This window comes from Candidatus Pelagibacter sp. Uisw_130 (assembly GCF_047722505.1).
Taxonomy (GTDB): Bacteria; Pseudomonadota; Alphaproteobacteria; order Pelagibacterales; family Pelagibacteraceae; genus Pelagibacter.
Genome location: NZ_CP159814.1, coordinates 374,973 through 401,249, shown reverse-complemented (window position 1 = coordinate 401,249; position 26,277 = coordinate 374,973). Strand labels below are relative to the sequence as shown.

At 28.7% G+C, this 26,277-nt stretch carries 33 protein-coding genes and 1 riboswitch; of the genes, 18 read left to right on the top strand and 15 right to left on the bottom strand.

From position 1 onward, the window contains the following. The first annotated feature begins 111 nt into the window (after positions 1–111). Complete coding sequence (locus ABXT55_RS02155) at positions 112–807, top strand: hypothetical protein (RefSeq protein WP_415285116.1); 696 nt, start codon at positions 112–114, stop codon at positions 805–807. On the opposite strand, the gene mnmA is transcribed toward ABXT55_RS02155, so the two are convergent. Beyond that, positions 804–1,919 (bottom strand): tRNA 2-thiouridine(34) synthase MnmA, encoded by a 1,116-nt coding sequence (gene mnmA / locus ABXT55_RS02150; RefSeq protein WP_415285115.1) that lies wholly within the window; start codon positions 1,917–1,919, stop codon positions 804–806. The genes ABXT55_RS02155 and mnmA overlap by 4 nt on opposite strands. Before the next feature lie 5 nt (positions 1,920–1,924). On the opposite strand from mnmA, the gene ABXT55_RS02145 reads away from it, so the two are divergent. Genes ABXT55_RS02145 through ABXT55_RS02135 form a run of 3 tightly spaced genes read left to right on the top strand, consistent with a single transcriptional unit; the run spans position 1,925 to position 3,044 of the window. Continuing rightward, entirely contained in the window at positions 1,925–2,131 is a 207-nt protein-coding gene (locus ABXT55_RS02145; RefSeq protein ID WP_415285114.1) for a DUF3553 domain-containing protein, read from the top strand. Continuing rightward, positions 2,128–2,898 carry a 3'(2'),5'-bisphosphate nucleotidase CysQ family protein gene (locus tag ABXT55_RS02140; RefSeq protein ID WP_415285113.1) on the top strand — a complete coding sequence of 257 codons (771 nt, stop codon included), beginning with the start codon at positions 2,128–2,130 and terminating at the stop codon, positions 2,896–2,898. The genes ABXT55_RS02145 and ABXT55_RS02140 overlap by 4 nt, the downstream gene beginning before the upstream one ends. Beyond that, on the top strand, positions 2,898–3,044 hold the full coding sequence (locus ABXT55_RS02135; protein ID WP_415285112.1) for a hypothetical protein: 147 nt from the start codon (positions 2,898–2,900) through the stop codon (positions 3,042–3,044). Before ABXT55_RS02140 ends, ABXT55_RS02135 begins: the two co-directional genes overlap by 1 nt. On the opposite strand, the gene ABXT55_RS02130 is transcribed toward ABXT55_RS02135, so the two are convergent. Continuing rightward, a complete protein-coding gene (locus tag ABXT55_RS02130) occupies positions 3,036–3,590 on the bottom strand; it encodes a regulatory protein RecX (protein WP_271742131.1) in 555 nt (184 codons plus the stop codon). The genes ABXT55_RS02135 and ABXT55_RS02130 overlap by 9 nt on opposite strands. A gap of 37 nt (positions 3,591–3,627) precedes the next feature. Here ABXT55_RS02130 and ABXT55_RS02125 point away from each other — a divergent pair, with 37 nt between their 5' ends. Then, positions 3,628–4,101, top strand: a complete 474-nt coding sequence (locus ABXT55_RS02125) for an ABA4-like family protein (protein ID WP_415285111.1) — start codon at positions 3,628–3,630, stop codon at positions 4,099–4,101. Continuing rightward, entirely contained in the window at positions 4,094–4,672 is a 579-nt protein-coding gene (locus ABXT55_RS02120; protein WP_415285110.1) for a 2-hydroxychromene-2-carboxylate isomerase, read from the top strand. The genes ABXT55_RS02125 and ABXT55_RS02120 overlap by 8 nt, the downstream gene beginning before the upstream one ends. A gap of 1 nt (position 4,673) precedes the next feature. On the opposite strand, the gene ABXT55_RS02115 is transcribed toward ABXT55_RS02120, so the two are convergent. Next, positions 4,674–5,057 (bottom strand): rhodanese-like domain-containing protein, encoded by a 384-nt coding sequence (locus ABXT55_RS02115; RefSeq protein WP_415285109.1) that lies wholly within the window; start codon positions 5,055–5,057, stop codon positions 4,674–4,676. Positions 5,058–5,088: 31 nt separating this feature from the next. On the opposite strand from ABXT55_RS02115, the gene ABXT55_RS02110 reads away from it, so the two are divergent. After that, positions 5,089–6,075, top strand: a complete 987-nt coding sequence (locus tag ABXT55_RS02110; RefSeq protein WP_415285108.1) for a glycosyltransferase family 2 protein — start codon at positions 5,089–5,091, stop codon at positions 6,073–6,075. Between the two features lie 7 nt (positions 6,076–6,082). Continuing rightward, complete coding sequence (gene bcp, locus ABXT55_RS02105) at positions 6,083–6,550, top strand: thioredoxin-dependent thiol peroxidase (protein WP_415285107.1); 468 nt, start codon at positions 6,083–6,085, stop codon at positions 6,548–6,550. A gap of 45 nt (positions 6,551–6,595) precedes the next feature. On the opposite strand, the gene ABXT55_RS02100 is transcribed toward bcp, so the two are convergent. The 4 genes from ABXT55_RS02100 to ABXT55_RS02085 all read right to left on the bottom strand — a co-directional run bounded on the left by ABXT55_RS02100 (position 6,596) and on the right by ABXT55_RS02085 (position 10,551). Beyond that, positions 6,596–7,897 (bottom strand): ammonium transporter, encoded by a 1,302-nt coding sequence (locus ABXT55_RS02100; protein ID WP_415285106.1) that lies wholly within the window; start codon positions 7,895–7,897, stop codon positions 6,596–6,598. A gap of 144 nt (positions 7,898–8,041) precedes the next feature. Continuing rightward, positions 8,042–8,317, bottom strand: coding sequence for an HU family DNA-binding protein (locus ABXT55_RS02095; protein ID WP_169036682.1), 276 nt, complete (start codon positions 8,315–8,317; stop codon positions 8,042–8,044). 140 nt (positions 8,318–8,457) lie between these two features. Next, complete coding sequence (gene rseP, locus ABXT55_RS02090) at positions 8,458–9,591, bottom strand: RIP metalloprotease RseP (protein WP_415285105.1); 1,134 nt, start codon at positions 9,589–9,591, stop codon at positions 8,458–8,460. Positions 9,592–9,654: 63 nt separating this feature from the next. Next, positions 9,655–10,551, bottom strand: a complete 897-nt coding sequence (locus ABXT55_RS02085; protein ID WP_415285104.1) for an EamA family transporter — start codon at positions 10,549–10,551, stop codon at positions 9,655–9,657. Between the two features lie 166 nt (positions 10,552–10,717). Here ABXT55_RS02085 and dctP point away from each other — a divergent pair, with 166 nt between their 5' ends. The 4 genes from dctP to ABXT55_RS02065 are packed head-to-tail and all read left to right on the top strand — an operon-like array spanning position 10,718 to position 14,385. Then, a complete protein-coding gene (dctP, locus tag ABXT55_RS02080) occupies positions 10,718–11,707 on the top strand; it encodes a TRAP transporter substrate-binding protein DctP (protein ID WP_415285103.1) in 990 nt (329 codons plus the stop codon). A gap of 55 nt (positions 11,708–11,762) precedes the next feature. Next, positions 11,763–12,236: a TRAP transporter small permease gene (locus tag ABXT55_RS02075; RefSeq protein ID WP_415285102.1), complete on the top strand. Its 474-nt coding sequence runs from the start codon at positions 11,763–11,765 to the stop codon at positions 12,234–12,236. Beyond that, positions 12,236–13,507, top strand: a complete 1,272-nt coding sequence (locus ABXT55_RS02070) for a TRAP transporter large permease (RefSeq protein ID WP_415285101.1) — start codon at positions 12,236–12,238, stop codon at positions 13,505–13,507. Before ABXT55_RS02075 ends, ABXT55_RS02070 begins: the two co-directional genes overlap by 1 nt. After that, positions 13,504–14,385, top strand: coding sequence for an isocitrate lyase/PEP mutase family protein (locus ABXT55_RS02065; RefSeq protein WP_415285100.1), 882 nt, complete (start codon positions 13,504–13,506; stop codon positions 14,383–14,385). Before ABXT55_RS02070 ends, ABXT55_RS02065 begins: the two co-directional genes overlap by 4 nt. Before the next feature lie 10 nt (positions 14,386–14,395). Here ABXT55_RS02065 and ABXT55_RS02060 read toward each other — a convergent pair whose 3' ends face one another. The 4 genes from ABXT55_RS02060 to ABXT55_RS02045 are packed head-to-tail and all read right to left on the bottom strand — an operon-like array spanning position 14,396 to position 17,972. After that, positions 14,396–15,187 (bottom strand): TauD/TfdA dioxygenase family protein, encoded by a 792-nt coding sequence (locus tag ABXT55_RS02060; RefSeq protein WP_415285099.1) that lies wholly within the window; start codon positions 15,185–15,187, stop codon positions 14,396–14,398. Positions 15,188–15,196: 9 nt separating this feature from the next. Next, complete coding sequence (locus ABXT55_RS02055) at positions 15,197–16,261, bottom strand: tartrate dehydrogenase (RefSeq protein WP_415285098.1); 1,065 nt, start codon at positions 16,259–16,261, stop codon at positions 15,197–15,199. Between the two features lie 18 nt (positions 16,262–16,279). Continuing rightward, positions 16,280–17,047, bottom strand: coding sequence for an ABC transporter permease (locus tag ABXT55_RS02050; protein WP_415285097.1), 768 nt, complete (start codon positions 17,045–17,047; stop codon positions 16,280–16,282). Then, the gene (locus ABXT55_RS02045; RefSeq protein ID WP_415285096.1) at positions 17,037–17,972 is read right to left on the bottom strand and encodes an ABC transporter ATP-binding protein; all 936 of its coding nucleotides are present in this window, start codon (positions 17,970–17,972) and stop codon (positions 17,037–17,039) included. The genes ABXT55_RS02050 and ABXT55_RS02045 overlap by 11 nt, the downstream gene beginning before the upstream one ends. A 152-nt stretch (positions 17,973–18,124) precedes the next feature. Continuing rightward, positions 18,125–18,214: riboswitch (TPP riboswitch) on the top strand. Here ABXT55_RS02045 and ABXT55_RS02040 point away from each other — a divergent pair. After that, positions 18,202–19,695, top strand: a complete 1,494-nt coding sequence (locus tag ABXT55_RS02040) for a sodium:solute symporter family transporter (protein ID WP_415285095.1) — start codon at positions 18,202–18,204, stop codon at positions 19,693–19,695. Its footprint overlaps the riboswitch before it by 13 nt. Continuing rightward, positions 19,695–20,357 carry a TenA family protein gene (locus tag ABXT55_RS02035; protein WP_415285094.1) on the top strand — a complete coding sequence of 221 codons (663 nt, stop codon included), beginning with the start codon at positions 19,695–19,697 and terminating at the stop codon, positions 20,355–20,357. Before ABXT55_RS02040 ends, ABXT55_RS02035 begins: the two co-directional genes overlap by 1 nt. Before the next feature lie 4 nt (positions 20,358–20,361). Here the strand turns inward: ABXT55_RS02035 and ABXT55_RS02030 are convergent, their stop codons facing one another. Then, positions 20,362–20,871 (bottom strand): hypothetical protein, encoded by a 510-nt coding sequence (locus tag ABXT55_RS02030; RefSeq protein ID WP_415285093.1) that lies wholly within the window; start codon positions 20,869–20,871, stop codon positions 20,362–20,364. 15 nt (positions 20,872–20,886) lie between these two features. After that, complete coding sequence (locus ABXT55_RS02025) at positions 20,887–21,330, bottom strand: cytochrome c (protein WP_415285092.1); 444 nt, start codon at positions 21,328–21,330, stop codon at positions 20,887–20,889. A gap of 18 nt (positions 21,331–21,348) precedes the next feature. On the opposite strand from ABXT55_RS02025, the gene ABXT55_RS02020 reads away from it, so the two are divergent. After that, positions 21,349–21,876, top strand: a complete 528-nt coding sequence (locus ABXT55_RS02020; protein ID WP_415285091.1) for a cytochrome b — start codon at positions 21,349–21,351, stop codon at positions 21,874–21,876. On the opposite strand, the gene ABXT55_RS02015 is transcribed toward ABXT55_RS02020, so the two are convergent. Beyond that, positions 21,873–22,586 (bottom strand): class I SAM-dependent methyltransferase, encoded by a 714-nt coding sequence (locus ABXT55_RS02015; RefSeq protein WP_415285090.1) that lies wholly within the window; start codon positions 22,584–22,586, stop codon positions 21,873–21,875. The two genes, ABXT55_RS02020 and ABXT55_RS02015, sit on opposite strands and share 4 nt — an antisense overlap. A 51-nt stretch (positions 22,587–22,637) precedes the next feature. Between ABXT55_RS02015 and ABXT55_RS02010 the strand changes: the two genes are divergently transcribed. The 3 genes from ABXT55_RS02010 to ABXT55_RS02000 all read left to right on the top strand — a co-directional run bounded on the left by ABXT55_RS02010 (position 22,638) and on the right by ABXT55_RS02000 (position 25,662). Continuing rightward, positions 22,638–23,591: an ADP-ribosylglycohydrolase family protein gene (locus ABXT55_RS02010; RefSeq protein ID WP_415285089.1), complete on the top strand. Its 954-nt coding sequence runs from the start codon at positions 22,638–22,640 to the stop codon at positions 23,589–23,591. Beyond that, positions 23,592–24,905 (top strand): MATE family efflux transporter, encoded by a 1,314-nt coding sequence (locus tag ABXT55_RS02005; protein ID WP_415285088.1) that lies wholly within the window; start codon positions 23,592–23,594, stop codon positions 24,903–24,905. A 73-nt stretch (positions 24,906–24,978) separates the two neighbouring features. Further along, the gene (locus ABXT55_RS02000) at positions 24,979–25,662 is read left to right on the top strand and encodes an MBL fold metallo-hydrolase (protein WP_415285087.1); all 684 of its coding nucleotides are present in this window, start codon (positions 24,979–24,981) and stop codon (positions 25,660–25,662) included. Between the two features lie 219 nt (positions 25,663–25,881). Here ABXT55_RS02000 and ABXT55_RS01995 read toward each other — a convergent pair whose 3' ends face one another. Then, positions 25,882–26,247 carry a TlpA family protein disulfide reductase gene (locus ABXT55_RS01995; protein WP_415285086.1) on the bottom strand — a complete coding sequence of 122 codons (366 nt, stop codon included), beginning with the start codon at positions 26,245–26,247 and terminating at the stop codon, positions 25,882–25,884. Between the last annotated feature and the right edge of the window lie 30 nt (positions 26,248–26,277).

The following is a 26,277-nucleotide window of genomic DNA, read 5'->3' as shown; positions in this document are numbered from 1 at the left end:
AAATTAATAATAGGATAATATGGGTTACCCAAAAAAACATAGAGGTCGAAGAAAACAGGGCTCTAAAAAAAGAAGAGCTAAGCGAAAAAACAAAAAAAAATAGTTCCTTTAATGGATAAGATTAACAAAGCTAAATCTATAAGCATTTGGATATTTATTATTCCATTCGTTGCAGTAAATGCTTGCCTAATATTGATTACAGAATTCCAATGGTTGTTTCCTGACCAAGAAGACATTATACACAATACATTTCCATATATTGATGGGGGTGCATCAATTAGTAGAACCGCAAGACCTTACCCTAGCTGGCTAATATTTAAACCAGCTATGTTTTTAACATCATTTTTGCTCATAAAATATTGGTACCTTAATAGAGATATATTACTAAGCTTTAATAAGAACTATAAGCATCTCAAGAAAATTTTATTTTTTGGTTTAGGGTCAGCAACTGCGCTAATAATTCATTCAATATTTCTTGGAATTGAATTTGATAATAATTTTTATAAATTATTTAGAAGAGTGATAATGCTGTTATTTATCATATTTGAAGTTGCAGCACAGGCCTACTTAGTAGTAGCACTTTATTCTTTTAAAAAAGAGTTATCTAAATTTATAAATGTTAAAGTTTTAAAATTAAAATTAATTTTAGTTTCAGTGCTAATCTTAGTTGCCATAATTGCTATTCCAATAATTAGTTGGCCTGGAAATACATTTAAATTTGTTAAACATGCACTCGAATGGAATTATTTTTTAGGTGTAATAACTTTTTATTTGTTAACTTATTTTATGTGGAAAAAGAAAAGTTAACTTGTTATCCAGCCCCCACCAAGAACCTTATAGCCATTATTATTTTTTGAATAAAAAACACATGCTTGGCCTGGTGCAATACCATGTTCTTCTTCCAATAAATTAACGTTCGCATTGGTATCATTGATATCTATCTTGGCTTTAATCAATCTTCCAGTAGATCTTACTTTTACAAACAATTCATTTTCAAAATCATTTTGATCATTTGTAATAATATTTAAATCTTTTAAATTTATTTTTGTTTTAACAAGATGCTCTTTAACACCAACAATAATTTCATTTTTATCAGCGATAATCTTTACTACATACAATGGGTTCTTATCAGAAACTCTAATTCCTTTTCTTTGACCAATTGTATAATTGATAATGCCATCATGAACTCCTATCACTTCACCATTCATATTTTTAATGTTACCTTTGCTAAAAGAGTTTGGTCTAAACTTTTCTATAACTGAAGCGTAGTCTCCATTTGGGACAAAGCAGATATCTTGACTATCAGGTTTATCTGCAACATTAAGATCAAGCTCTCTTGCAATACTTCTAGTTTCATCTTTAAGAAGATTGCCTAAAGGAAATCTTAAAAAATTTAATTGATCTTTTGTGGTATTAAATAAAAAATAACTTTGATCTCTATTTAAATCAATTCCTCTGTACATATCTGTATTATTTTCATCTGTGATACTTTTAACGTAATGACCTGTAACTAGGGCATCTGCTTTTAATCTTTTAGCCTCTCCAAATAAGTCTGTAAACTTAACTGTTTTATTGCATTGAACACATGGGATTGGAGTCTCTCCATTTAAATAACTATCTATAAAATTATCAATAACACCTTCTTTAAATCTATTTTGATAATATAAGATTTTATGCTCTATCTTTAATTTATCAGCTACTCTTTTTGCATCCATAATATCTTGACCTGCACAACATTGTTTTGAAGAAGCTGTCTCTTTACTATCGTTATAAAGTTTTAAAGTGATACCAATAACGTTGTAACCTTCATTTTTCATCATGGCTGCGACTGTTGAAGAATCAACTCCACCTGACATTGCAACAACAACTAAAGTATTTTTTGGTTCTTTAGCTATTCCAATGGAATTCAATTTTGTCATATTTAATGATATTTATTAGTATATTAACTATAAGTAAATTAATGATTTTAGATTTTGAGCCAGGCGACAAAGTTACTAACCCTAACAACAAAGATTGGGGAACTGGACAAGTTCAATCAATAATTAATGGTAAAGTTACTGTAAATTTTGAAAATGTTGGGAAAAAAGTTATTAATTCAAAAATAATTCAATTAGAAAAATTGTATAAATGAACCTTGAAGAAAAAAAGAAAATTACTCTTTCACTAATAGAAACTTTTAATAAAGCAAGTAGGGTAGCTTTAGATTTAAGAGAAGCTGGTTTAAAAAAAGAAATTAAGTCAGACAATACTCCTGTAAGTAATGGAGATATTGAAGTTAATAAAATTTTAACCCGCAAGATCCAAGAAATAACTCCAAATATTGCTGTTGTTTCAGAAGAGAGTGCAAATCATAAGATGGATTCTGATTTAAATAATTTTTGGTTAATCGATCCAATTGATGGCACTAGAGATTATATAAATAACCGTGATGAATTTACTTTAAATGCAGCATTAATATTAGATAAAAAACCAGCTATTGGAATCATAACAGTTCCAGCGAAAAAAAGAGTTTTTTACTCTTACGGTCTATCCCATAGTTATGAGCTAATTGATAACCAAGAAATTTCTTTAATAAATAAAAAGAAAGACTTAAATGAATATACTGCAGTAAGTTATTCAAACGTTCTTAAGCCTGAAATTTTAGAAATTCATAAAAAATATAAAATAAGTTCCTTTCAAAAAATGAAAAGTTCATTAAAATTTTGTGTTATTGCGGCAGGTGAATTTGACATGTATGTTGCTGAACCAAGAGCTTGTGAATGGGATATTGCTGCAGGTCACGCAATCCTTGAGCACTCTGGAGGTAAAGTAACTGATTTTAATTATAATGAAATACTCTACGGGAAACCTGAGTTTAAAAACCCAAGTTTAATCTTAAAAAGTAAAAATATATTATAATGGATGAACAATTAAGAGTAATTTTAATAATTATAGTGTCTGTTTCCATCTTTGGCTTATTAGTTTTTGTATTTATTAAAAATGTTATTAGAAATAGAATTAAATCTCTTGTTGAAGAGGAAGAGAAAGAAAAGAAATTAAAGTAATCTAATTATTTTAATATAATCAGCTTGGTCTATATCCATGATCCTTTTAGATGTTTCAAAATCAAAACCATTTCTTGCTAGTAAAGCAATATCTTTTTTGTAAAATAGTGCTCTATTATCCTCTACCCTAGCTGGTCCAATTCTCTTTTTTTTGCATATTTTTATTCCAGAAAAAAAATCTTGGTCAGAGTTATCCTCTTTGATCTTATCTATTGTTTCTTTAATATAGCGATCGTTAATTCCCTTAGTCATTAAATAATTTCTAATTTTATTAACTGAACTGCCTCTTTGAATTAAGCTTCTTGATTTGCTTTCAGAATAGAATTTATCATTGATAAACTTAGTTTTTTCAAGATCTTGCAAAACAACGTCAATTAAATCTGTAATATCTTGTTTTTTAATATTTTCTAAATTTGCTTTTAGATACTTTTTTAATAGATATGTTCTAAGTTGCTGTTTAGATGGGGCATATCTTTCAATATATGCAAATGAGAAATTTCTCATTTCCTCTACAGTAACTTGCAATGTTTTTTTTCTATTTCTCATATGAATCCTGATAACATATTATATAATACACTAAAATATGATCGATCAAATCTATACATACTTTACAATTGAAATGGTTTTTCTTTGGTTAAATCTAGGTGTATTACCTTTTTGGTTAATATTGGTGTTCTTTCCACACTCACAAATATGTAGAGTTTTCATTACATCAATTTTTCCTTTTATTATTTTAAGTTTTGCCTACGGTTATTTAACCTATTTGTTGTTTAATGAAGGGTATGACTTTGTTAGAAATTTTGAACTATACTTAGGTTTAGATTCAATTGGTTATTTGTTTAACGATAAATCATTCTTAATTTTATTTTGGACTCATTTTCTATCTATTAATTTATTTTGTGGTGGATGGATTGTTAAAGACTCACAAAAATTTGGTATCAATAAAATAATAATGTCTTTTCCTATATTAATAACATATTTTATTGGTCCAATAGGGCTTACTCTTTATTGGATTATAAGAATTTTTTACGCAAAAAGAATTAATCTATATGACTAAAGAAATAGATTTCTATTTTGATTTTATTAGTCCCTATACGTATTTAGCTTACAAAAAAATCCAATCTTTACCAAAAGATATTAAGATTAATTATAAACCAATCTTATTAGGTGGCCTTCATAATCTACAAGGAATAACAGCACCAGCTTTTATTAAACCCAAACTAAAGCACATGATAAGTGATTGTAATTTAATTGCAAAAAAAGATAAATCAAATTTTATTTGGAATTCTAAGTTTCCTATTAATTCATTAAATATCATGCGAGGATACCTTTATATTAATGTTGAAAAAAAAGATTTATATCTAAATATTATGTTTGATGCTTATTGGAAAGACAACCTTGATATTTCTAATGAAGGAATTTTAAAAACTCTTCTTGAAATATGCAAGATTGAAGTAATTAGTTTTTTTAATGGTATTAAAGATACTAAGATTAAAGATGAATTAAAATCTGTTACTCAAAGAGCTCATGACAAGGGAGTATTTGGTGCTCCTACCTTTATTGTGAATGATAAAATATTTTGGGGACAGGATAGATTAGAGTTTGTTTTAGACGAGTACAATAATTAGTTTATATTATTTTAAAATCACTCTGAGTTATTGCTGCAAAGCCACCCTCTATGTGTGATACTTTTTCAAAACCCATTTCTTTTAAAGATTTGGCTGCTAGTGCAGATCTTAAACCACCAGCACAAAATAAAACCATTTCTTTATTCATGTCAATTTTTCCACTTTTAAAATAAGGACCATCTGGATCCAACCAAAACTCTAACATTCCTCGAGGTATGTGATTTGAATTTTCAATTCTACCAGTTTTGTCTAGTTCACCCTTTTCTCTAATATCAATTAAAGTACATTTAGCTTCACTTGACAGTTTTAATGCTTCATCGGCAGTTATAGTTTTAACTTCACTTAATGCTTCAGAAACTAGAGTTTGTGATGATTTAATAGGCATAATATTGTAAAAAATAATTATAAACAATTAAATGAAAAAAAGCATCATTAAAAAACTATTTATTAAACTCTCAAAAGTTTTGGGTTATGAAATAATTGACCAAAGTGATTTTAGCTCACCTACTCTTCAAAAACAATTAAATGAAGATCTTTCGATCATAAATGAAAAATCAATTGTTTTACCTTTAGGTGAAGTAAAGATTACTAAAAAAATAAACTCTGTATTGATTATATTTAGAACTAATACTGATGTTGAAATATGGGATCAGAATAAAAGAAGATTATATGAACAGCCAAAAATTGAATATTCTTTAAAAGCTTTAAATTCATTAATAAAGTCAGTTAACTTTTCTAAAACAAAATACCCAAACATTAAATTTAAGATAATAATCGTTGATGATAAATCTAAAGAAGAAAATTTAAATAAGCTAAAGAAGCTTATGGATGGAAGTGGTTTGGATATAAGTATTACCCCACTAAACCATGACAAATATAAAGATACAATAAAACAGCAAAAAAATGATCAAACTTTTTCTAATTTAGCAAGCTTACTTCAGTCTTTTGAGCTAGGAAAGGAATATGGTGAGGATTTAATTTTCTTTGTTGAAGATGATTACTTGCATTTTGAACCTATGATGGAAGAAATGATTGCATCATACGAGAGAATAGCTTCACAAATTAATAAGGATGTTTTTATGTGTCCTGCTGATTATCCATACCTATATATGAATAATGAAAAAACAAATATCTTGATTGGAAACAAAAGACATTGGAGAACAATTAATCAAACTCTATGTACATTCTTGACCACAAAATCTTTATTAGATAAATATTGGGATAATTTTTATAATACTTGTCTAGATAGAAACGACCCTTTTGAAAAACATCTAAACGAAATCTATACAAAAGAATTTTGTATCTCACCATTAAAAAGTCTTTCTTTACATCTAACAAATGTTAATTCAAACTATGGACTATCTCCCTTTATAGATTATAAAAAATTGTGGGAAGAAAATTAAACTAGTTATGCTTAAAATAAATACTAAAGCCCCAATTTTTAATCTAAATTCAACTGATGGAAAAATTTATTCATTAAAAGATTCTATGAGTAAATTTGTTGTACTTTACTTCTATCCAAAAGATGACACTCCAGGATGCACAATTGAGACTAATGATTTTAATAACTTATTATCTAAGTTTAAAAAACTAAATTGTGAAATATTTGGTGTTTCTAAAGATGATCTAAAAAGCCACCATAAATTTAAAGAAAAATATAAGATCAAATTTGATCTTTTATCTGACGTAGAACTCACTATTTTAAAAAAATATAAAGTTTGGGCTAAGAAAAAATTTATGGGAAGAGAGTTTATGGGTATAGTAAGAACAACATTCTTAATTGATCCAAATAGTAAAATTCTAAAAATTTGGGATAATGTAAAAGTTAAAGATCACGCTAAAGAAGTACTTGATACCTTAAAGAGCATTCAAAAATAAAAAGGCCCCAGTTAAGGGGCCTATTTCTTTCAATTACTTGTATTGCTAGTCTCTGATAGCGTAAGCAATAACGCCAGTTTCAGCAACGTCTGTCCCTAGTTTTTCTGCTTCCTTACTAAGTCTAATACCCATTGTATTTTTCATTATTGCCCAAATTATATAAGCAACTATGAATACAAAAATGTTGACTGCAAGCACACCAACTAACTGAGCACCAAAAGAAGCATCAGCATTTGTTAGTGGAACTGCCAATGTTCCCCAAATACCTGCAAACAAGTGAGCTGGTATTGCACCTACTACATCGTCAATTTTAAATGCAAATAAAAGCTTAGTCCCAAGTACAACTATCAAACCACCGACGCCACCAATTAAGATAGCAGCTAATGGAGATGGAGCTAAAGGTTCTGCGGTAATTGCTACAAGACCACCAATTGCACCATTTAACATCATGATCACATCAGTTTTACCTGACAATAATCTTGGTACAATTGCTGCAACCATTACACCACCACAAGCTGCAAGATTTGTATTAATAAAAATAGTTGAAATTGCAACAGCATCATCAAATGTTCCTAATGCTAATTGTGAACCACCATTAAATCCAAACCAACCTAGCCATAATACAAAAACACCAAGTGTTACCAAAGGCACAGAAGAAGCTGCAAAAGGTTGTAATGCTTTAGGCGTACCTTTAGCGTCAAATCTTCCAGTTCTTGAACCTAACAATAGCGCTCCTGCTAATGCTGCAGATCCACCTGTTGAATGAACAAGAGTTGATCCTGCAAAGTCAGAGAAACCAGCAGCAGCTAACCAGCCACCACCCCACTGCCAACCCATTACGATTGGATAAATAATCCCAGCTAAAATTGCTGCAAATAAGAAGAATGGCCATAGTTTAACTCTCTCAGCCATTGTACCAGATACAATAGAAACTGTAGTTGCACAAAATACCATTTGGAAATACCAATCTGATCCATCTGAATAACCAGTCTCTAATGCACTTGCATCAGACCATGAAGTAAATGTACCTATAAATCCACCCTCAGGTATTCCATAAGCTAGATTGTAACCAACCAGCCAAAACATAATTCCAGAAATTGAAAATAAACCAATATTTTTTGCACAAATTACTGATACACTTTTTGAAGTTACCATTCCTGATTCAAGCATTGTAAATCCAGCTGCCATGAACATTACTAAGAAACCACAAATTAAGAAAAAGAGTGTGTTAAATACAAACCCTACTTCACCAGAAACTGTTGTCTCTGCACTTCCAACACTTGTTAGACCTAGAAAAAAAACTAGACCCAATGAAAACGTTGATATTATTTTTTTTAATTTAGTCATAAGACCTCCCATATAAGTCTTCACTTATATTTATGATGATCTTAAAAACTATTGTTGATTGAGAAATTTAGATATGCAGTATTTGCATATACTAACAGCCTTGTTACATTTCTGTAAAAGGCTGCTAATGAATTTGGGTCTTAATTATTTATTGAACATCTCTTTTAGTGACTTAGCTGGTAAGAATTTAACTTTTTGAGAAGCGCCGATTTGAATTTGCTCTCCAGTTCGAGGATTTCTTCCAACTCTAGCTTTTCTTTTTGCAACTTTATAAGTTCCAAATCCAGCAATTTTTACTGTATCGTCACCTTTTAAAGCATCTAGAATAGTGTTTGTAATAGTATCGAAAGTACGCTCTGCATCAGCTTTACTTAGGTTTAAAGAACCTGAAAGTTGTGCTATTAATTGTTTTTTGTTCATTTATTTAGCTCCGGTTTTATTGGTTATTTTCGTATATTTTACATTAAACCCCATAAATCAAGCTTTTTATTAGTGTCTCTTAAAATAGAAACCCCAATATATGGTGATTCATTAAATTAACATTGATTTTAAAGGATTATTTAAGAAATATAATTGTTAAAAAACTTAAATAAACCAACGTCTTTTAGGTCATTAAACGTTGTAAAAAACATCAATAATAACAATAAAAACATTCCGATTCGAAAAAAACCTTCTTGAGTTTTTTGAGATAAAGGACGACCTAATACTTTTTCAATTCCATAAAACATTAAGTGCCCACCATCTAACATTGGAATTGGGAACAAATTTATTAGTCCTAAGCTAATAGAAATGTAAGCCATGAGGCTTATAAATGGTAAAACTCCATATTCTGCAACTTGTCCACTAATTTTTGCTATACGAATTGGACCACCTAACTGTGAACTATCAACATTTCCAGTAAGCATACTACCAATATATTTAAGAGAGGACGTGCTTACGTAGTAAACTTCATTAACAGCATAAAACAGTGCTTTAGCAGGACCTAGTTTAACGTGATTTACTTCATTATTATAAGCTCCAAGTTTAATACCAACCATTCGTTTACTAATTTTATTTCCAAGATTATCTTCCCCTTCAACAATATTAGGTTTTACTCTAAAGGTTAAATCTTGATCATATCTATTTACTGTAAAATTGATGAATTCATCGGTAGACATCATGATGTATTTTGAAACTTCCATAATACTAGTAACTTCATTGCCATCAATTGAGACCACAATATCATTATCTTTAAGGCCGGCTACCATTGCGGGACTATCTTTTTGAACTTCATTGATTACAGCTGGGGTAAAGTCTTTTCCAGCAAAGGTATAAACTGAGAAAAATATTAGAATTGCTAATAAAAAGTTAGCTAAAGGGCCACCAAATACAATTAAAGCTCTTTGATATAAAGGCTTTAGTACAAACAGTTTATCTTGGTCTTCTTTACTATATTCTTTTATAATTTTATCATTATCAGCTTGGCTATATACGTTTCTATCACCAAAAAATTTAACATAACCTCCAAGTGGTATGACACAAACCTTCCACCTAGTCCCTGATTTATCATTCCAACCAAACATTTCCTTACCAAAACCTATCGAAAAATCAGTAACCCCTACCCCAAAACGTTTTGCAAAATAATAATGCCCATATTCGTGAATAAACACAACGACAACAATTAAAGCTATAAAGGGTAATATATATGAAAGCATAATTTAATTATTTTAATTGAATATTTCTAAATACTCAATGTTAATTTAGATATAGAGTATTTTTTATTTTGCCATCAAGATCAAAATGACGCCAATCGCAAATACTATAATTCCAATTATTTCAATTAATCTAATCTTTTCTTTAAAATAATATCTTGAAGATATGTAGCTAAACAATAATTCAATTTGTCCAACCGCTCTCACAATTGCTGCTTGTATTAAAGTAAACACATAAAACCAAGATAAGGTTGTTATGAAGCCACAAAAGCCCGTTGCTATACATTGTTTTTTGTTTTGGTATATTTTTTTAAACTGTTTTTTTTCAAACAGAAAAATATAAATTGTCAAAATAAAAGTTTGAATCGAAACCCCAAAAAACAAAGTGCTTAAAGCCATTTCAAAACTAGACTTTAAGTCTGTTAAACTTAGTGCTGCCGCTCTGAAAGCCACCACACTTAAAGCTAATAAAAAGCCACAGGCTAATCCTACCAAAGTAGATTTTGATAATAAATTTTTAAAAATAACATTACGATCTTTAGTAGAAAATATAAAAACTCCAATTGTAGAAATAACGATACCTACAATAGTCAAAAAATTAAATCTATCGTGTAAAATAACAACTTCTAAGATTGCAATTTGAACTACTTCCGTTTTGCTTAAAGTTGTTCCAATCATAAAATTAGAAAATTGAAAAGAATACAGAAGAAGAAACGTAAAAAAAATCTGAGAGATGGCTGCTAAAAAAATATAAAATAAAAAATTATCTTGTTGAATCGTAAAACGCAACATCTCAAAGTTTTGAAAATAAGAAAAATATAATATAAAAGCAAACGGTAAACAAAAAGCAAATCTTACATAAGTAGAAGCAACCAATGATATGTCTTTGTTGAGATTTTTTTGTAAACTTGATCTTAAATTTTGAAAAAAAGCAGCAAATATTGTAACTAATATCCAGTTCATCTATTTTATCTATTTGATTAATATTACTTAAGATTTTAAATTTATTAAAATATATAATCGTTATTTAAGAGCCCGGATATAAAAAATTTTGAAATGAATAAATAATCGAACTTGTTTTTTTTTTAAAAATAAGATCTACTTAGGAAAACAATTTAAAGGGGAAATAATGAAAACAATTAAACAGCTAGTATTAACTTCTATTTTAGTTTTGTTTGCATCTGCAGTTTTTGCAGAGACTAAAATGAGAATCACCCTTCAACTTCCTTTAAAAGCCCACTTAGGTCAAAACCTTTTGGTATTTAAAAAAGAATTGGAGAAACGATCAGATATCATAGTTGAAATCTATGATTCTGCGCAACTTTACAAAGATAAAGAAGTTCCACAAGCAGTAGGTTCAGGAGCAATCGAAGCGGGTGTGGCATCACTTACAAGGTTTGCTGGTACAAATCCTGAAGTAGATATTTTTTATTTGCCATTCTTATTTGACTCAGAGAAGAAAATCAGAAAAGCAACTAAATCTGGATCTAAGATTAGACAAGTATTAGACCCTGCGATTTCAAAAACAGGAGCTGTACCTTTATACTATCAAGCTTACGGTTCTGCTGTGATGCTATCTAATGGAACTCCGATGAACACTCCAGCTGCTTTTAAAAATAAAAAAATCAGAGTATTTGGAAAAACTTTAGGAGCATTTGTTAGCTCTCTTGGTGCAAAGCCTGCTTTAATTTCAGGATCTGAGCAATATTTAGCTTACCAAAGAGGAACTGTAGATGCTGGAATGACAGGCGTATCTGGAGTTAAATCTAGAAAACTTTATCAAGTGATGGATACCTTAACAGTAACTAATCATGGTGATATTGAATTTGTACTTGTGGCTAATCAAAAATGGTTAAGCTCACTAACTAATAAACAAAGAAAAGCAATAACCGAGGCATCAAAAGTTGCAGAAAAAGCAGTTAGAGATGATATGTCTGGAATAGAAGCCAGAGCTTATAAAGAAGCAAAAGATAATGGAATGAAGATAGTAGAATTATCTAGTGCTGAACTTAAAGTGTTAAAAAAAGCTTCTTCTTCAGTGATCACTGACTACATTGAAAGAACTGGTGGAAAAGATGGAGTTGGAGATAAGTTAGTTAAAGCAGCTAACAAACTTTAATATAAAATTAATCAAGCCCTACGTTATTACTAATAGTGTAGGGCTTTTTTTTAAAATGAATTTAGAAAAACTTATAAAATATTCAGGATATTTATCCTCAGGTTTGTTTATCCTAATAGGTTTTATAGTTTCATTTGAAGTCATATCTCGTTATATTTTTAATGCTCCAACCATATGGGTAAATGAAATATCTAGATTCTTGCAAATTTGGGCTACATATTTAGCTCTTACGTACTCTTTTCATAAAAATGATTTTATTAGAATCACAGTCATTTATGATCGACTTGGACAGTCTGGAAAAAAAATACTCGATTTCATATCAATGCTTTTTATTTTGTTCTTTAGTTCATTTGTTGTTTATTACGGATGGTTGATTGCCTACGATTCTTTAAAAGTAGGTAGAACAAGTTCAACAATTTTAGATGTTCCATCTTTTTTAACCGAACTCGCAATCCCACTCTGTTTTTTTTTATTAGTCATCAGGGTTTCAATAGAAATTGTTAGAAAGTTAGGGTTACTTATAAAATAATGACTATTGCTTTAATTATTTTTTCACTATTTTTAATGCTGTTTTTAAGTGTTCCTATTGCATTCGGGCTTGGATCTATAGGTTTAATATTAATGCTACTGGGAGATATCTCACCGCTAATGGTTCCCCAAACATTTTATAGTGTGGGTGATAATTTTATACTTCTTGCAGTTCCTATGTTTTTAATGATGTCAAATATTCTATTAAAAGCTGGAATTGGAGACGATCTATTTGGTTTTGCACAAGCTTGGGTAGGAAATTTTCCTGGAGGTCTAGCAATTGCTACCATTCTTTCTTGTAGTATTTTTGCAGCTATTTCAGGCTCTTCTGTAGCTACTGCTGCAACCATTTCAACTGTTGCTTATCCCGCAATGATTAAAAGAGGATATCATAAAAATTTTTGTTTAGGTATTTTAGCTGCCGGAGGAACATTAGGAATTTTAATTCCTCCATCAATACCTATGATTGTTTATGCTTTTGTAGTTGAAGAATCTGTATTGAGTATGTTTTTAGCAGGAATTGGTCCAGGAATATTGCTGGCATTGCTCTTTATAATATTTTCAGTTTTGTATGTAATTTTCTTCAATAAGGAAGTTACCAACGTGAAAACTACACATCAAGAAAAAATAGAATATACTAAAAAGGGACTTCCAATACTTTTAATGGCATTCATAATGCTTGGGGGAATTTACGCAGGTATTTACACTCCAACAGAAGCTGGCGGTATAGGTTTTTTAATTTCATTTATATATGTAGTTGTTAAAAAAAGATTAAACTTTAAGGGATTTATTCAAGCTGGTCTTGAGACGATGAAAACAACAGTTACAATATTTATTATTATAGCTGGAGCTAAAATTTTTGGTAAGGCAATTTCTCTTTATCGAATTCCTCAGGATCTATCAGCAATAATTGTAACTAATATTAGTGACCAAGGAATGTTTATATTGGTGGTTTGTATTACCCTATTAATTCTTGGATTTATAATGGAAACATTGTCTTTAATTTTAATTATGATGCCTATTTTTGCAATTTCAATTGCAGCAATGAATATAGATTTAATTTGGTTTGGTATTATTTTTACATTAATGATTGAGTGTGCTTTAATTACCCCACCTGTTGGCCTTAATATTTATGTATTACAGGCAATATGTGATGCAAAAATGTCAGAAATTGCAAAAGGGGTTATACCATTTGTTATTGTCATGTTATTTACAGTTTTTTTAGTTTATTTATTTCCAGAAATTGCATTATATATACCCTTTAAATTATGACATTATTTTCATCACAGAATTCAAAGCCAAAAGCAGATAAGCTTAAAAATTTATTAGACCAGAAAGGTATTGTTGTTATGCCTGGTTGTTACGACGCTTTATCTGCAAAATTAATTGAAAGAGAAGAGCTAAACGTAGGTTTTATGTCTGGGTTTGCAGTTTCTTCGACTAGGCTTGGAATGCCAGACACAGGTTTGATTTCTTTTTCAGAGATGGCTGAGCAGGTAAGAAATATTTGTAACGTTACCTCTATACCTATTATTTTTGATGGAGATACAGGTTATGGAAATGTTGTAAATATTTATAGAACAGTTAGAGGATTTGCAGATGCTGGTGCTGCAGCAATAATGATTGAAGATCAAAAATGGCCAAAAAAATGTGGCCACACTAAAGGGAAAGATGTGGTTGAAATAAATGAGGCAAATTCCAGAATTAAAGCCGCAGTAGATGCTAGCAAAATGAATGATAAAGATATTTTAGTTATGGCAAGGACAGATGCTATAGCTACCAGAGGATTGGATGATGCGATTAAGCGTATGCAAAAATTTTCAGAACTTGGTGCAGATATTCTTTTTATAGAAGCGATCAAATCTAAAGAAGACATGAAAAGAGTGATCAAAGAAGTGCCAGGTCATCATATGATTAATTTAATAGAAGATGGGGAAACTCCTTTGCTTGAAATGAATGAACTGGAAGATATTGGATTCAAGATTGCAGTATTTCCTTTAACTTTGATGAGTGCTTCTGTTAAGACAATGCAAGAATCTTTAAAAAATATGAAGAACAAAACCTACAATACTAATGTTTCTAAATTCTCTGACCTAAGAGATATTGTTGGTTTTAATGAATACTATGAAATCGAAGATAAATATAAATAATCTGATTTGATTAATGAATTGTTATTCTGTGCATTATTCTATTACCTTTAAATGGAGTTGCTTGATGAAGCATAGATCTATTATCCCAAATTGCTAATTGGTTTTTTTCCCATTCTAATGAATATTGAAATTTTTTCTTAATTTGATGTTTTAATAAAAATTTCTTTAATTTTAATTGATCTTTAATTTTTGGTTTAAAGCCTATGAAATGTCCCGGGCTACAATAAATTGTATAATTTAAGTTTATTTTTTTAAAAATTTTATGAACAGATATTAACTCTTTAATTTTTTTTCCTTTTTCTTTAACTCTTTCTTTGGTGGTAATTGATATTGGACCTTCTGATGAATAAACACCTTTGACTAATTTTAATTTCTTTTTAATGTCCATTGGTAAATTTCTAAAAGCCAAATATTGAGAACAAAACTCTGTATTAGCAGCGCCTTTTTTTGGAACAAGCTTAGAAAACAACATGGTAAACCTTGGTGGTTTATTTGTATAAATTGAGTCTGTATGAAATTGTTCACCAAAACTAGGTCCTTTATCTGAAGATTTTCTTTGAACAACTGTAATTTGAGGATATTTTTTACTTAGACCTTTTAGCCTTGGATAATTTGCTAATTTACCAAAATTTTTGGCAAATTTAACATAAGAACTAGATCTTAAATTTTGTTTTCTAAAATATATAACACCATATCTATTAAGTGCTGATTTTATTTTTTTAAAATCTAGATTTGAAAGTTTTGTTAGATCACAAATGATTTCTGCTCCAATATCTTTTTTATTTGGAATTATTTTAATCATTCTATTTAATTATAAATTATCTAATACAGCTTGCACACATTCAAGCGTATTACTTTCTCCACTCAAATCTTTTGTTCTATTTTTTTTATCTAATAATGTTTTTTCTATTGAAGACATGATTGTATTAGCTGCTTCTTTCTCACCAAGATAATCTAGCATTAGAGCACCTGACCAAATTTGCCCTATAGGATTTGCTACACCTTTACCTGCAATATCAGGAGCCGAACCATGAACGGGTTCAAATAAAGATGGAAATTTTTTTTCAGGATTTATATTTGCCGATGGAGCAATACCAATAGTACCAGTACAAGCTGGCCCTAGATCAGATAAGATATCACCAAATAAATTTGATGCTACAACAACATCAAACCATTCAGGATTTAAAACAAATCTTGCCACTAAAATATCAATATGAAATTGATTGGTTTCAATATCAGTGTAATCTTTTTTATTAGCATTAAATCTTTCATCCCAGTATGGCATTGTAATTGAAATACCATTTGATTTTGTTGCGCTAGTTAATTTTTTTCTTTTACGTGATTTTGCTATTTCAAAAGCATATTTTTGCACTCGATCAATACCATGCTTGGACATTATTGTCTCTTGAAGAGCTATTTCTCGTTCTGTTCCCTCGTACATTCTGCCACCAACAGATGAATACTCTCCTTCCGTATTTTCTCTAACAATAATCATATCGATATCACCAGGTGTCTTGTCTGCTAATGGCGATTTAACTCCAGGAAATAATTTTACTGGTCTTAGATTAATGTATTGATCAAATTCTCTTCTAAATTTTAATAATGAGCCCCATAAAGTTATATGATCTGGATATCGCTCTGGCATACCGACGGCACCAAAAAAAATAGCGTCATGTTTTTCAATTTTTTCCTTCCAATCATCTGGAAGCATTTTTCCATGTTTCTCGTAGTAATCACACGATGAAAAATCAAATTCATCAATTACTAATTTAAATTGATGTTGCTCTGAAATTTTTTTTAAAACTTTATGTGCTTCTGGAACAACTTCTTTTCCTATTCCGTCTCCTGGGATTGATGCAATATTGTATGTTTTCATAAAATAATTTTATTAGTCTTAACTTTTAATATTATAGCCCTTTTTAACTAGTATTGTGACTAAGATTACACAAACGACTAAAAAAAATACCATAGAGCTTATACTTATCCAAATATTAAAATCTGATACACCGTAGAAAGAAAATCTTAAGCCATCAATTAGATAGACTACGGGATTAAAATAAGAAATTGTTTGCCAAAATGGTGGCAGCATATCAAGAGAGTACAAACTTCCCCCTAAAAATACCATAGGCGTTATCACTAATGATGGAATGATAGACATTTGCTCAAAGTTTTTACTAACAACTCCAATTAAAAATCCAAATAAAGCAAAAGTAAAAGAAACTAAAACTAATAAAAATATCATTAAAAATGGATATTTAACTGTCACATCTGCAAAGAAAGAAGCAGTTGCATAAATTACAGCACCTACTATTAATGTTTTAGTAGCTCCTGCCCCAACAAAAGCTAGAACCGTTTCAAGCGTTGAGATAGGTGCTGCTAAAATCTCGTTAATAGTTCCATTAAATTTTGGAAAAAATATTCCAAACGAAGTGTTACTTATTGATTGAGTTAATAGAGTTAACATTAATAGACCGGGTACAATGAATGATCCATAACTAACACCATCAATTTTTTCAATATAACCCCCAATAACTGAGCCAAACACTACAAAATATAATGAGGTGGATATTACTGGTGAAAGAATAGACTGACCTACAGTTCTTATAAATCTATTCATCTCATGAGCATAAATAGCTCTAAAACCATAATAGTTAAATTTCATTATTCTCCTTTACTAAATCAACAAATATCTTCTCCAAAGTACTTTGCTCTGTTTTTAAATCTTTTAACTTTAAGCCCGTATCTTTTATGTCTTGTAATAAATCTGTAATACCAGTTTTTTCAGCTTGAACATTATAAGTATAAATTAAGGACATATGCTCATTGCCTATTTCAAGACTGTATTTTAGTAAATCTTCAGGAATTTCTTTAATCTTTTTTTGTAATTCAATGGTTAGTTTTTTATGACCCATTTTCTTAATTAATTCTTTTTTATCTTCAACAATAATAATTTCTCCTTGATTAATTACAGCTACACGGTCAGCAATAGCTTCTGCCTCTTCAATGTAATGAGTGGTTAAGATAATTGTGACCCCTGTTTTTCTTAACTCTTCAACAACCGTCCACATGTCTCTTCTAAGTTCAACATCTACACCAGCTGTTGGTTCATCAAGAAATAGTATTTTAGGCTCATGAGACAAAGCTTTTGCAATTAAAACTCTTCTCTTCATTCCACCTGACAATTGTCTTAACCTTTGATCTTTTTTATCCCACAAACTTAAGTCTTTTAAAATTTTTTCAATGTGTTCTGGTTTAGGTGGTTTTCCATACAGCCCTCTGGAATAAGATACAGTATCAAAAACAGTTTCAAAAGATTCTAGATTTAATTCTTGAGGAACAAGTCCTATTCTTGATCTTGTCTCTCTATAATCTTTTATAATATCAAAGTTATCAATTGTAACTGTGCCTGAAGAAGGTTTGACAATTCCACAAATAATACTAATTAAACTAGTTTTGCCAGCACCATTAGGTCCAAGCATTGCAAGGATTTCACCTTGTTTTACTTTAAGACTAACATTGTTAAGGGCTTTAAAACCATTATCATAAACTTTGGATAAGTTATTAATGGATATTTGAATCTCTGACATTTGTTGAAGTGTATATAGTTATTAATAAGGTTAATTCAACAAACACAATAATTTAGTCCATTATTCCACCACTTAATGTTCATAACTTGGGGTTAAAAATTGACTTAATTTAATTATTTCTTTAATTAGTTTTTATATTCTTTTTTTAAGAATATCAGTTTCTGGGGTGCTGTAAAAAGCTGAGAATATACCCAAAGAACCTGTTGTATAATCACAACGAAGGGAAAAAATGAACACAATATACTTAGATCAAAGTACTACTATAACTATTTTACTTCTAACTTCATTAGCTTTTGCTGCTATTGGAATAGTTTATTCAAGAGGTAAACTTTCAATTAACTCGTATTTAAATGCAGATAGATCAATTGGCAAAAGATCTTTAACTGCATCTCTAGTTGCATCATGTTTTGGTGTGTGGATTTTAATTGGTCCATCAGAAGCTGCTACTTGGGGTGGTTTGGGTGCTATAATTGGTTATAGTTTAGGTCAAGCTCTACCCTTCTTAGCCTTTATTACAATTGGGCAACGAATGAGAAAAATTATGCCTAATGGCAATACTCTTACTCAATTTGTTCTAATTAGATTTGGTAAGGCAATGTTTCGTTTAGTTTTATTATTAACAATAATGTACATGTTTGTTTATTTTGCAGCTGAAGTTACAGCGATTGCAAAAGTTGTTAACTTAATGTCAGGGTTTCCTCTTTGGCAAACCTCTCTTGTAATAATTGTAACTACTTTATCCTACACTCTTTACGGAGGACTTAGAGCTTCAATTTTTACAGATAAAATTCAATTTATTATAATTATGATCTTATTGATATTTGCCATCAATCATATTTTTAATTCTGGAAATAATACTTTTTCTATGGATTTAATTAATGAAAAAGCTGGCACATTAATGAGTGGTAAATATTTTTATGGCTATACTGCCGGCTTAACTTTCTTCATTGCAGTTTTTGCAACCAATTTATTTGATCAAGGTGTTTGGCAAAGAGTATTTGCAGCAAAAAGTTCAGATGATTTAAGAAAAGGATTTATGTCTGCCTTCTTTATTGTAATTCCATTTATGCTTGTTTTAGGTTTCTTTGGAATTCTTGCAGTATCAGTTGATAAAGCAACAGACCCTAGTACTTTATTCTTTATTCTTTTATTAGAGCCATTTACTGGGATTAATTCTTTGTTAACTATTTCAATATTAATTTTAGTTTTAGCTTTAGTGATTAGCAGTATGGATACACTTATCAATGCACTTTCAAGTACTATCACTATTGAAGGAAATAAGTTTATTAGTTTAAAAAATAAGAATAGTTATCTCACACTTTCTAAATACTTAATATGTGGTTTATCAGTAATTGTTTTTTTGATCGCATCCAAAGGTTACAGCGTCTTATTTATGTTTTTATTTGCTGATTTGTTATGTTGTGCTGCAGTATTTCCTATTTTTTATGGGATGTTCAGGGGCGATGTTGATGAAAAACTTTCTTTAATTTCAGTTATAATTGGACTGATATCTGGATTGCTTTTATTTCCCAACCAAACTTTTGATAAAAGTATTTTAATTGGTGGATTGTTTCCAACTGAAGTATTTCCTATTTGGATATCTACAGCATTATTGTTTTGGTCATTTATTTTAGCAACATTTGCACCTATGATTACAGTGATGATCTTTAAAAAAAATAGCAACTTTAACTTTTCTAAGATTAAAACTTCAATTAAGGAATAGTGAATATTTATAATAATAAAAAAACCTTTTTTTATAAATTAAAGGATAGCTGTAAGAAGGAATGGTCTGAATATACTAATCATAAATTTTTATCTAATTTAGTAAGTAATAAACTGCCAGATAAAAATTTTAAAAATTATTTAATTCAAGATTATGTTTTCTTGCAGCAATTTCTTAAAATTTTAGCACTTAGTGTCTATAAATCTAAGAGCTTTGAGGAAATTAATAGATCGGTAAACTTTATTAAAGGAATAGATCATGAAATCAAACTCCACATCAATTATTGTAAAAAGTGGAAGATATCCGTTAAGTCTCTTAATAACATCAAGGTCGAGAAAGCTAATAGTGCTTATACTGATCATGTACTAGGAGTGGGTAAAAATGGAGACAATCTTGATATTTTCTCATGCCTATCAGTGTGTATCATTGGCTATGGTGAAATTGGGTTTAATCTTTCTAAAATTAAAAACTGGAAAAAAAGTAAATATAGTTCTTGGATTAAAATGTATTCATCAAAAGAATACCAACAAGTAGCTAAAGATAATATTGAGTATTTAGATATTCTCTTGAAAAATAATAAGGGTAAAAAATTAAATACACTTAAAAGAAACTTTAAAAGATCAACTATCCTTGAAAGAAATTTTTGGGAAAGTTTTGTCTAAATTTTTAGTTGCTTAAAATTTCTAGAGGTAATGGAGCTTCTGGGTACTTTTCAATACAAAGTTTTTCATAGTTTTTACAAAGAGTGCTAACCGTTTCATGCGCTTCATTTTCTGAGCTTAAAAATTTAATTAAAGTATCTCTCTCAAGTTCAATTTCTTTAATATCTGTTCCACTTAAATATTCACCAGTCTCTACTTCCCAGTAAGTATCATTTAATTCTTCAATTTTTAAAGTGTTAAGTTTTTTTTGTAACTCAATAATAATTTCATCCTCTGTTTTGCTATCTTTCATTGGAGAGTTTACTAATTTTCCTAAACACTTATCTTTAAGATCGTCTAAAAAAGTATTGTAAGGTTTACCTTCAACTAATCCAGTGAAATGATTGCTTTCAAAGTACTTACTAATCGCAGCATTAGTTGAGATTTTATTCTTACCCTTAGCAACAGCTACTTGAACATAGACTTCCTGGCTTATATATTCATTTAGATATTCTTTAATCTTATCAGATAACATTTTTAAATTTTCAACTTAATGTTCTGCTCTAAATTTTGAGTGACAAGACTTACAGCTACTCCACATATATTTTCCAAGAGCTGTCCTCACATCTTCTGCTCCATCAATAACAGACGTTAGCTCAATCATATTATTTGAAGCTTTTGTCATTAATAAATTAAATTCATCTTTATTTTCCCAAATAGAAGGCAATGCTTCCGTTTTAAATCCTACTTTTGAATTTTCAGGAAAAAGCTCTAATAATCTTTTATAATTATCACTCATTTCAATCATTAGTTTTTTTGCTTCAACTATATCTCCATTAGAAGCAAGACCTTGGACTCTTTTAGCAGTTTTGTAATTTTTATTAAAAATAGATTTTCTTTCTTTGATAATTTCTTCTACAGTTTGTTCGGAAAAAGCGCTGAAACTAAATAGTAATATAAATATAAAAAATAAAGTATTTTTAATTATTGTCATAATATGTTTAATTTAATCATGTCTATATTAAATAATAAATCAAAATATGGATTACTAAACAAATTATTCCATTGGCTAACTGCCGCAGGATTATTAATTCAAATACCACTTGGCTTTTATTTGGTAGATTTAGATTTTGATCAAACTAGAGTTGATATAGAAAATTATCATATATTATTTGGATTAATCATATTTTATGTAACCCTGGTAAGGTTGATTTCTAAATTACTATCACCAACACCTGATTTTAAAGGTAGTGCTTTTCTAGGACAAAAATTTATATCAAAATTAAATCATCTACTATTATATTTAACTTTGTTATCAGTCACATCCTCAGGTATCTTAAAAAAACTATTTAATGGTGAAAGCCTGATTATTTTTTTTAAAAAAATTAATTTAACTTACAATTATGAACTTTCTGAGCAGTTTTATTCAATGCATATATTGGCTAATTATGCATTGATTGGATTAATTACATTACATATTTTAGCGGTACTATTTCATAAATTTTTTTTAAAAGAAAATATCTTGAAAAGAATTCTTTAGACTTTTGTAAATATTATACATTTAAGTTTATCATTAAATAAGATGTTTTTTTTATATTTAAGATTAATCTCATTAATTCCATTAGAAATTTGAAGTGAGCTAAATTTTAATAAAGTAGATATATAACGCTGCTTTATTATCTTTAAATATGTGTTTTTTTTAACATTCACTTTAAAATTAAATTTAGTGATATTTTTTTTAATATTAAGTTGAAGTAGTTTTTTCCAAATAAGATTTTCTCTTTTAAATAAGTGGTTAAGTTTTTGTTTCATTAAAGAAAATGTAGGAATTTCATTATTTTTTGTATCTAAAGTTAAAATTAAAATAACCCCTCCTGCTTCTAAACTATCATGTGCAAATCTTAATATCTTTTTAATATCTCTTAGATTAAAAAAATGAATGGTTTGTTTAATCAAAATTAAATCAAATTTTTTTTTGTTAATTGTAAGATATTTAATTGCATTTATTTTTTTAAAGGAAATCCTTTTGTCAAAATCCTTATGATTTTCGATATCAAGTCCGATGGGCTTATTTATTAATTTAAGTTTAGAGGATAATGAGCCCATAATCTTACCACGACCGCATCCAATATCTAAAATTTTTGAGTGTTTAGTCAGTTTTTTTTGTTTTACCAAAAAATTATTGAAGGACTTAATATATTTTTTAGATGAAATCCAAGTATTGTTGTCCCAATTTTTTATACTTAACATTATTTAATTTAAAACATTTTAACTTTTATTCAAATAAAGTATTAGTTATTCATGTTTCGTAAATTACATATATTTCTTGGAGCGACAGTTGCAGATGCAGCAGCAAGACCTTTGCATTGGGTGTATGATAAAAAAAAACTAAGTTCTTATATTAAAGGAAAAAAAAATATTGCTTTCTTTAATCAAAATAGGTCTCCATTCTACTCTATTAAAACTGGTGAAGTTTCTGGATACAATGATGTAGGTCAGGTGATGTTTAAAACATTAACTAAGACAACTAATTACAAAGAAGTCATTAAACTTTTTAAAAATAATATTGTCAAAAATTTTGGACCAGGTTCAAAGTACTGGAAAAACTTATCCTTAAGAAAAAAATACAAAAAGATTAAATGGAAAACAGCGATGAAAGGTCCTTGGATCCATCAAAATATCTTAGAAACTATTAAAAATATTAAATTAAAAAAAACTATTACTGGTGGAATTAAAGTTAACGAGTCTGATGGATATTGTGCAAGTCTACCTTTTTATTTTTTAAATAATTCTGACCAAAAAACAAAAAAAATTATAAGAACAGTTGCTAATGGAAAAATTAGTGAACAATTTGCTATGGCAAAACTTAAGATTATTGAGTTAGCTGATAAAAGAGACAAAGATCCTATTAGTACTTTTTTAAGAAAAAATATAAAAAACAAATATTTCAAAAACGTTATTGAAAACATCAAAAAGGTTAAGAAAATAAAATCAAAACCTCATAATTTTGTTGTAAAGAAATTTGGTAAAGCGTGTAGTTATCCAGGAACTTTTAATGGGGCAATACATGCAATTATCACCTCTAAAAGTTTTAAAACAGCAGTTATTAAAACAATTAAAGCTGGTGGATGTAATTGTTCTCGTGCTAATTTTGTTGGTGCTTATTTTGCAGCTTATAAAGGTATAAAAGGTATCCCTCAAGATTGGATTAAAAAAACAAATCCTGCAAAAAATATATTGAAGTATATTGCTTAAATGCAAAACTCCTCAGTAAAGTACATCTTAAAATTATCCATTCCTATTTTTTTTGCAAATTTAGCCATTCCAATGGTTGGGATTATTGATACTGGATTGATGGGTAATCTTGATAATGTATCTTATTTGTCAGCAACATCTGTAGCAGCAAATTTATTTTCAATGATTTTTTGGAGTTTTGGCTTCTTAAGAATGGGTACGGTCGGATTGGTATCTCAGGCATATGGTAAAGAGGATTATTCTGAAGTTTTTAATATTATTCTCAGAAATCTGGTTTTTGTATTGGTAATTTCTTTAATCATAATTTCTCTTCAAAGCTATATTTATAGATTAAGTTTAAATATATTTGAGTTGTCTGAGACAACTGAAAAATTTTATCAAGATTATTTTCAAATTAGAATTTGGTCAGCACCTGGTGAATTAACATTATACATTATTACTGGGTTATTTATTGGGTTACAAAAGACTAAAATATCTAGTTTAGCTATAAGTTTATTTTCAATACTAAATATAATCTTAAGTATTATTTTTGTTTCTAAATTTGATCTAAATATTAAAGGTGTTGCATATGGAACTTTATTCTCCGCTTTATTTATTTCAATATCTTTTTTAATTTATACTTTTTTGTATCTAAACAGAATGTCGAAGTTAAAGATCAAGTTTGATGAATTAATTGATCTAAAAAAAATTAAAAATATATTTAATATAAATATAAACATATTTATTAGAACCATTCTTTTAACATTCTCTTTTTTGTGGTTTACCTACCTTGGTAGTCAAATCGGTGAAGATTATATTGCAGCTAATGCAATTTTGATTAATTTAGTTTTTTTATCAGCTTTTATTCTTGATGCTTACGCCTTCTCTACTGAAGGTATGGTTGGGTATTCACTCGGTAAAAAAGACATTACTCTTTTTAAGAAAATTGTTCAAAACTCCTTTATTTTAAGCTCTATTACTGGGCTTATTATCTCAATTATTTATTTTTTAATTAATAATTATGTAATTAACTTAATGTCTGACATTGAGAAGATAAGAAATCTTAGCTCTTCTTATGCAGTATGGTTAATTATCATGCCTTTAATCTCTTCTTTTTGTTTTCAATTTGATGGAATATTTATTGGAGTTTCACAAACAAAAGAGCTTCGAAATGCCATGATTTTTTCAGTATTTAGTTATCTTCCTATATCTATATTCTTAACTGGTTTAATGGGTAACACTGGTGTTTGGATTTCATTGTGTATTTTTATGATCTTAAGAGCCCTGTCTCTATACTATTACATGGATAGAATTTATTTAAAATTTAATAAGTAATTGTATCTCTAAATTATAGTTAATCAAAAAATATTGCTTAATCGAATACTTATTATTATGATATTATCTCATTATGTTATTTAGACAGTTATTTGATAAAACCTCTAGTACTTACACATATTTAATAGCATCCGCTAAAGGTCGTGAGGCATTAATCATTGATCCTGTATTAAAGAATATTGAACAGTATATAAAACTTCTTAATGAATTGGATTTAAAATTAGTAAAAGTTATAGATACACACATTCATGCTGATCATATAACTGCAGCTTCAAAATTAAAAAACAAAACAAATTGCACAACAATAATGGGTGAACATACTCCATCTGATGCAGTTGAAATTAAAGTTAAAGATAATGAGATAATTTATGTCGATAAATTAGAAATAAAGGTAATTTATACACCTGGACATACTAAAGATAGTTACAGTTTTCTTATGGATGATTATCTCTTTTCAGGAGATACTTTATTAATTAATGGAACTGGTAGAACTGACTTTCAAGGTGGTAATCCAGAAGACTCGTATAATTCTATTTTTAATAGATTATTAAAACTTCCTGAAGAAACTTTATTATATCCTGCTCATGACTATAATGGACAGACCGTAAGCAGTATTGGTAAAGAACAAAAGTTTAATCCTAGGCTACAGGTGAACAGTATAAACGAATATATTGATATAATGAATAATTTAAATTTATCTAAGCCAAAATTAATGGACATAAATGTTGCAAGCAATATTAAACTTGGAGCTATTTAATTTTTAATATGAATGTATTTATAATTTTATCAATACTTGTAATCGTGATTGGAGTTATCTTATTGGTGGTTTCTCCATCAGTATTATTTAAATTGAACTGGGAGGAAAAAACAGGAAAAGATAAAATACTCATGTTTTTATTTTATGGTATTTTAGTTTATATAATTAATATCATCTTTTGGATTATCAAATAAAAGATAATGAGCCTATTATTTGATATTAGGATTTTATTAATTCGTAGATTTTAGCTTTGTTAGTTTGACCAATACTTCTGTGTACTTCTTTATTATCTTTATACACAACAATTGTAGTCCAATAATCAATGCCTAATTGTTTTGCTATATCTTTATCTTTGGTTTGTTCAAAGCTTAAAAAAAGAACATTTTTAAATTCATTTTCCGCTTGATCTAAAATCTTTATCTGTGCCTTGCATGTTGTGCAAGTTTCATTCCAAGAATTAATAACAACAGTTTTTCCCTCTAGTTGAGCTTTTTGAAAAATTTCATTATTAAAAGTTGTACTTTTATCTACCGCAAAAGTCTTCATTGTAAATAATGTAAAAATTATAATTAATATTTTTTTCATCTAACAATCATATGTCTTAAAAATTCGATT

What these genes read in the sequence shown, in the direction of transcription:
- ABXT55_RS02155 (WP_415285116.1), top strand. Translation starts at nt 112, where the DNA reads ATGGATAAGATTAACAAAGCTAAATCTATAAGCATTTGGATATTTATT.
- mnmA (WP_415285115.1), bottom strand. Translation starts at nt 1,919, where the DNA reads ATGACAAAATTGAATTCCATTGGAATAGCTAAAGAACCAAAAAATACT.
- ABXT55_RS02145 (WP_415285114.1), top strand. Translation starts at nt 1,925, where the DNA reads ATGATATTTATTAGTATATTAACTATAAGTAAATTAATGATTTTAGAT.
- ABXT55_RS02140 (WP_415285113.1), top strand. Translation starts at nt 2,128, where the DNA reads ATGAACCTTGAAGAAAAAAAGAAAATTACTCTTTCACTAATAGAAACT.
- ABXT55_RS02135 (WP_415285112.1), top strand. Translation starts at nt 2,898, where the DNA reads ATGGATGAACAATTAAGAGTAATTTTAATAATTATAGTGTCTGTTTCC.
- ABXT55_RS02130 (WP_271742131.1), bottom strand. Translation starts at nt 3,590, where the DNA reads ATGAGAAATAGAAAAAAAACATTGCAAGTTACTGTAGAGGAAATGAGA.
- ABXT55_RS02125 (WP_415285111.1), top strand. Translation starts at nt 3,628, where the DNA reads ATGATCGATCAAATCTATACATACTTTACAATTGAAATGGTTTTTCTT.
- ABXT55_RS02120 (WP_415285110.1), top strand. Translation starts at nt 4,094, where the DNA reads ATGACTAAAGAAATAGATTTCTATTTTGATTTTATTAGTCCCTATACG.
- ABXT55_RS02115 (WP_415285109.1), bottom strand. Translation starts at nt 5,057, where the DNA reads ATGCCTATTAAATCATCACAAACTCTAGTTTCTGAAGCATTAAGTGAA.
- ABXT55_RS02110 (WP_415285108.1), top strand. Translation starts at nt 5,089, where the DNA reads ATGAAAAAAAGCATCATTAAAAAACTATTTATTAAACTCTCAAAAGTT.
- bcp (WP_415285107.1), top strand. Translation starts at nt 6,083, where the DNA reads ATGCTTAAAATAAATACTAAAGCCCCAATTTTTAATCTAAATTCAACT.
- ABXT55_RS02100 (WP_415285106.1), bottom strand. Translation starts at nt 7,897, where the DNA reads ATGACTAAATTAAAAAAAATAATATCAACGTTTTCATTGGGTCTAGTT.
- ABXT55_RS02095 (WP_169036682.1), bottom strand. Translation starts at nt 8,317, where the DNA reads ATGAACAAAAAACAATTAATAGCACAACTTTCAGGTTCTTTAAACCTA.
- rseP (WP_415285105.1), bottom strand. Translation starts at nt 9,591, where the DNA reads ATGCTTTCATATATATTACCCTTTATAGCTTTAATTGTTGTCGTTGTG.
- ABXT55_RS02085 (WP_415285104.1), bottom strand. Translation starts at nt 10,551, where the DNA reads ATGAACTGGATATTAGTTACAATATTTGCTGCTTTTTTTCAAAATTTA.
- dctP (WP_415285103.1), top strand. Translation starts at nt 10,718, where the DNA reads ATGAAAACAATTAAACAGCTAGTATTAACTTCTATTTTAGTTTTGTTT.
- ABXT55_RS02075 (WP_415285102.1), top strand. Translation starts at nt 11,763, where the DNA reads ATGAATTTAGAAAAACTTATAAAATATTCAGGATATTTATCCTCAGGT.
- ABXT55_RS02070 (WP_415285101.1), top strand. Translation starts at nt 12,236, where the DNA reads ATGACTATTGCTTTAATTATTTTTTCACTATTTTTAATGCTGTTTTTA.
- ABXT55_RS02065 (WP_415285100.1), top strand. Translation starts at nt 13,504, where the DNA reads ATGACATTATTTTCATCACAGAATTCAAAGCCAAAAGCAGATAAGCTT.
- ABXT55_RS02060 (WP_415285099.1), bottom strand. Translation starts at nt 15,187, where the DNA reads ATGATTAAAATAATTCCAAATAAAAAAGATATTGGAGCAGAAATCATT.
- ABXT55_RS02055 (WP_415285098.1), bottom strand. Translation starts at nt 16,261, where the DNA reads ATGAAAACATACAATATTGCATCAATCCCAGGAGACGGAATAGGAAAA.
- ABXT55_RS02050 (WP_415285097.1), bottom strand. Translation starts at nt 17,047, where the DNA reads ATGAAATTTAACTATTATGGTTTTAGAGCTATTTATGCTCATGAGATG.
- ABXT55_RS02045 (WP_415285096.1), bottom strand. Translation starts at nt 17,972, where the DNA reads ATGTCAGAGATTCAAATATCCATTAATAACTTATCCAAAGTTTATGAT.
- ABXT55_RS02040 (WP_415285095.1), top strand. Translation starts at nt 18,202, where the DNA reads ATGAACACAATATACTTAGATCAAAGTACTACTATAACTATTTTACTT.
- ABXT55_RS02030 (WP_415285093.1), bottom strand. Translation starts at nt 20,871, where the DNA reads ATGTTATCTGATAAGATTAAAGAATATCTAAATGAATATATAAGCCAG.
- ABXT55_RS02025 (WP_415285092.1), bottom strand. Translation starts at nt 21,330, where the DNA reads ATGACAATAATTAAAAATACTTTATTTTTTATATTTATATTACTATTT.
- ABXT55_RS02020 (WP_415285091.1), top strand. Translation starts at nt 21,349, where the DNA reads ATGTCTATATTAAATAATAAATCAAAATATGGATTACTAAACAAATTA.
- ABXT55_RS02015 (WP_415285090.1), bottom strand. Translation starts at nt 22,586, where the DNA reads ATGTTAAGTATAAAAAATTGGGACAACAATACTTGGATTTCATCTAAA.
- ABXT55_RS02010 (WP_415285089.1), top strand. Translation starts at nt 22,638, where the DNA reads ATGTTTCGTAAATTACATATATTTCTTGGAGCGACAGTTGCAGATGCA.
- ABXT55_RS02005 (WP_415285088.1), top strand. Translation starts at nt 23,592, where the DNA reads ATGCAAAACTCCTCAGTAAAGTACATCTTAAAATTATCCATTCCTATT.
- ABXT55_RS02000 (WP_415285087.1), top strand. Translation starts at nt 24,979, where the DNA reads ATGTTATTTAGACAGTTATTTGATAAAACCTCTAGTACTTACACATAT.
- ABXT55_RS01995 (WP_415285086.1), bottom strand. Translation starts at nt 26,247, where the DNA reads ATGAAAAAAATATTAATTATAATTTTTACATTATTTACAATGAAGACT.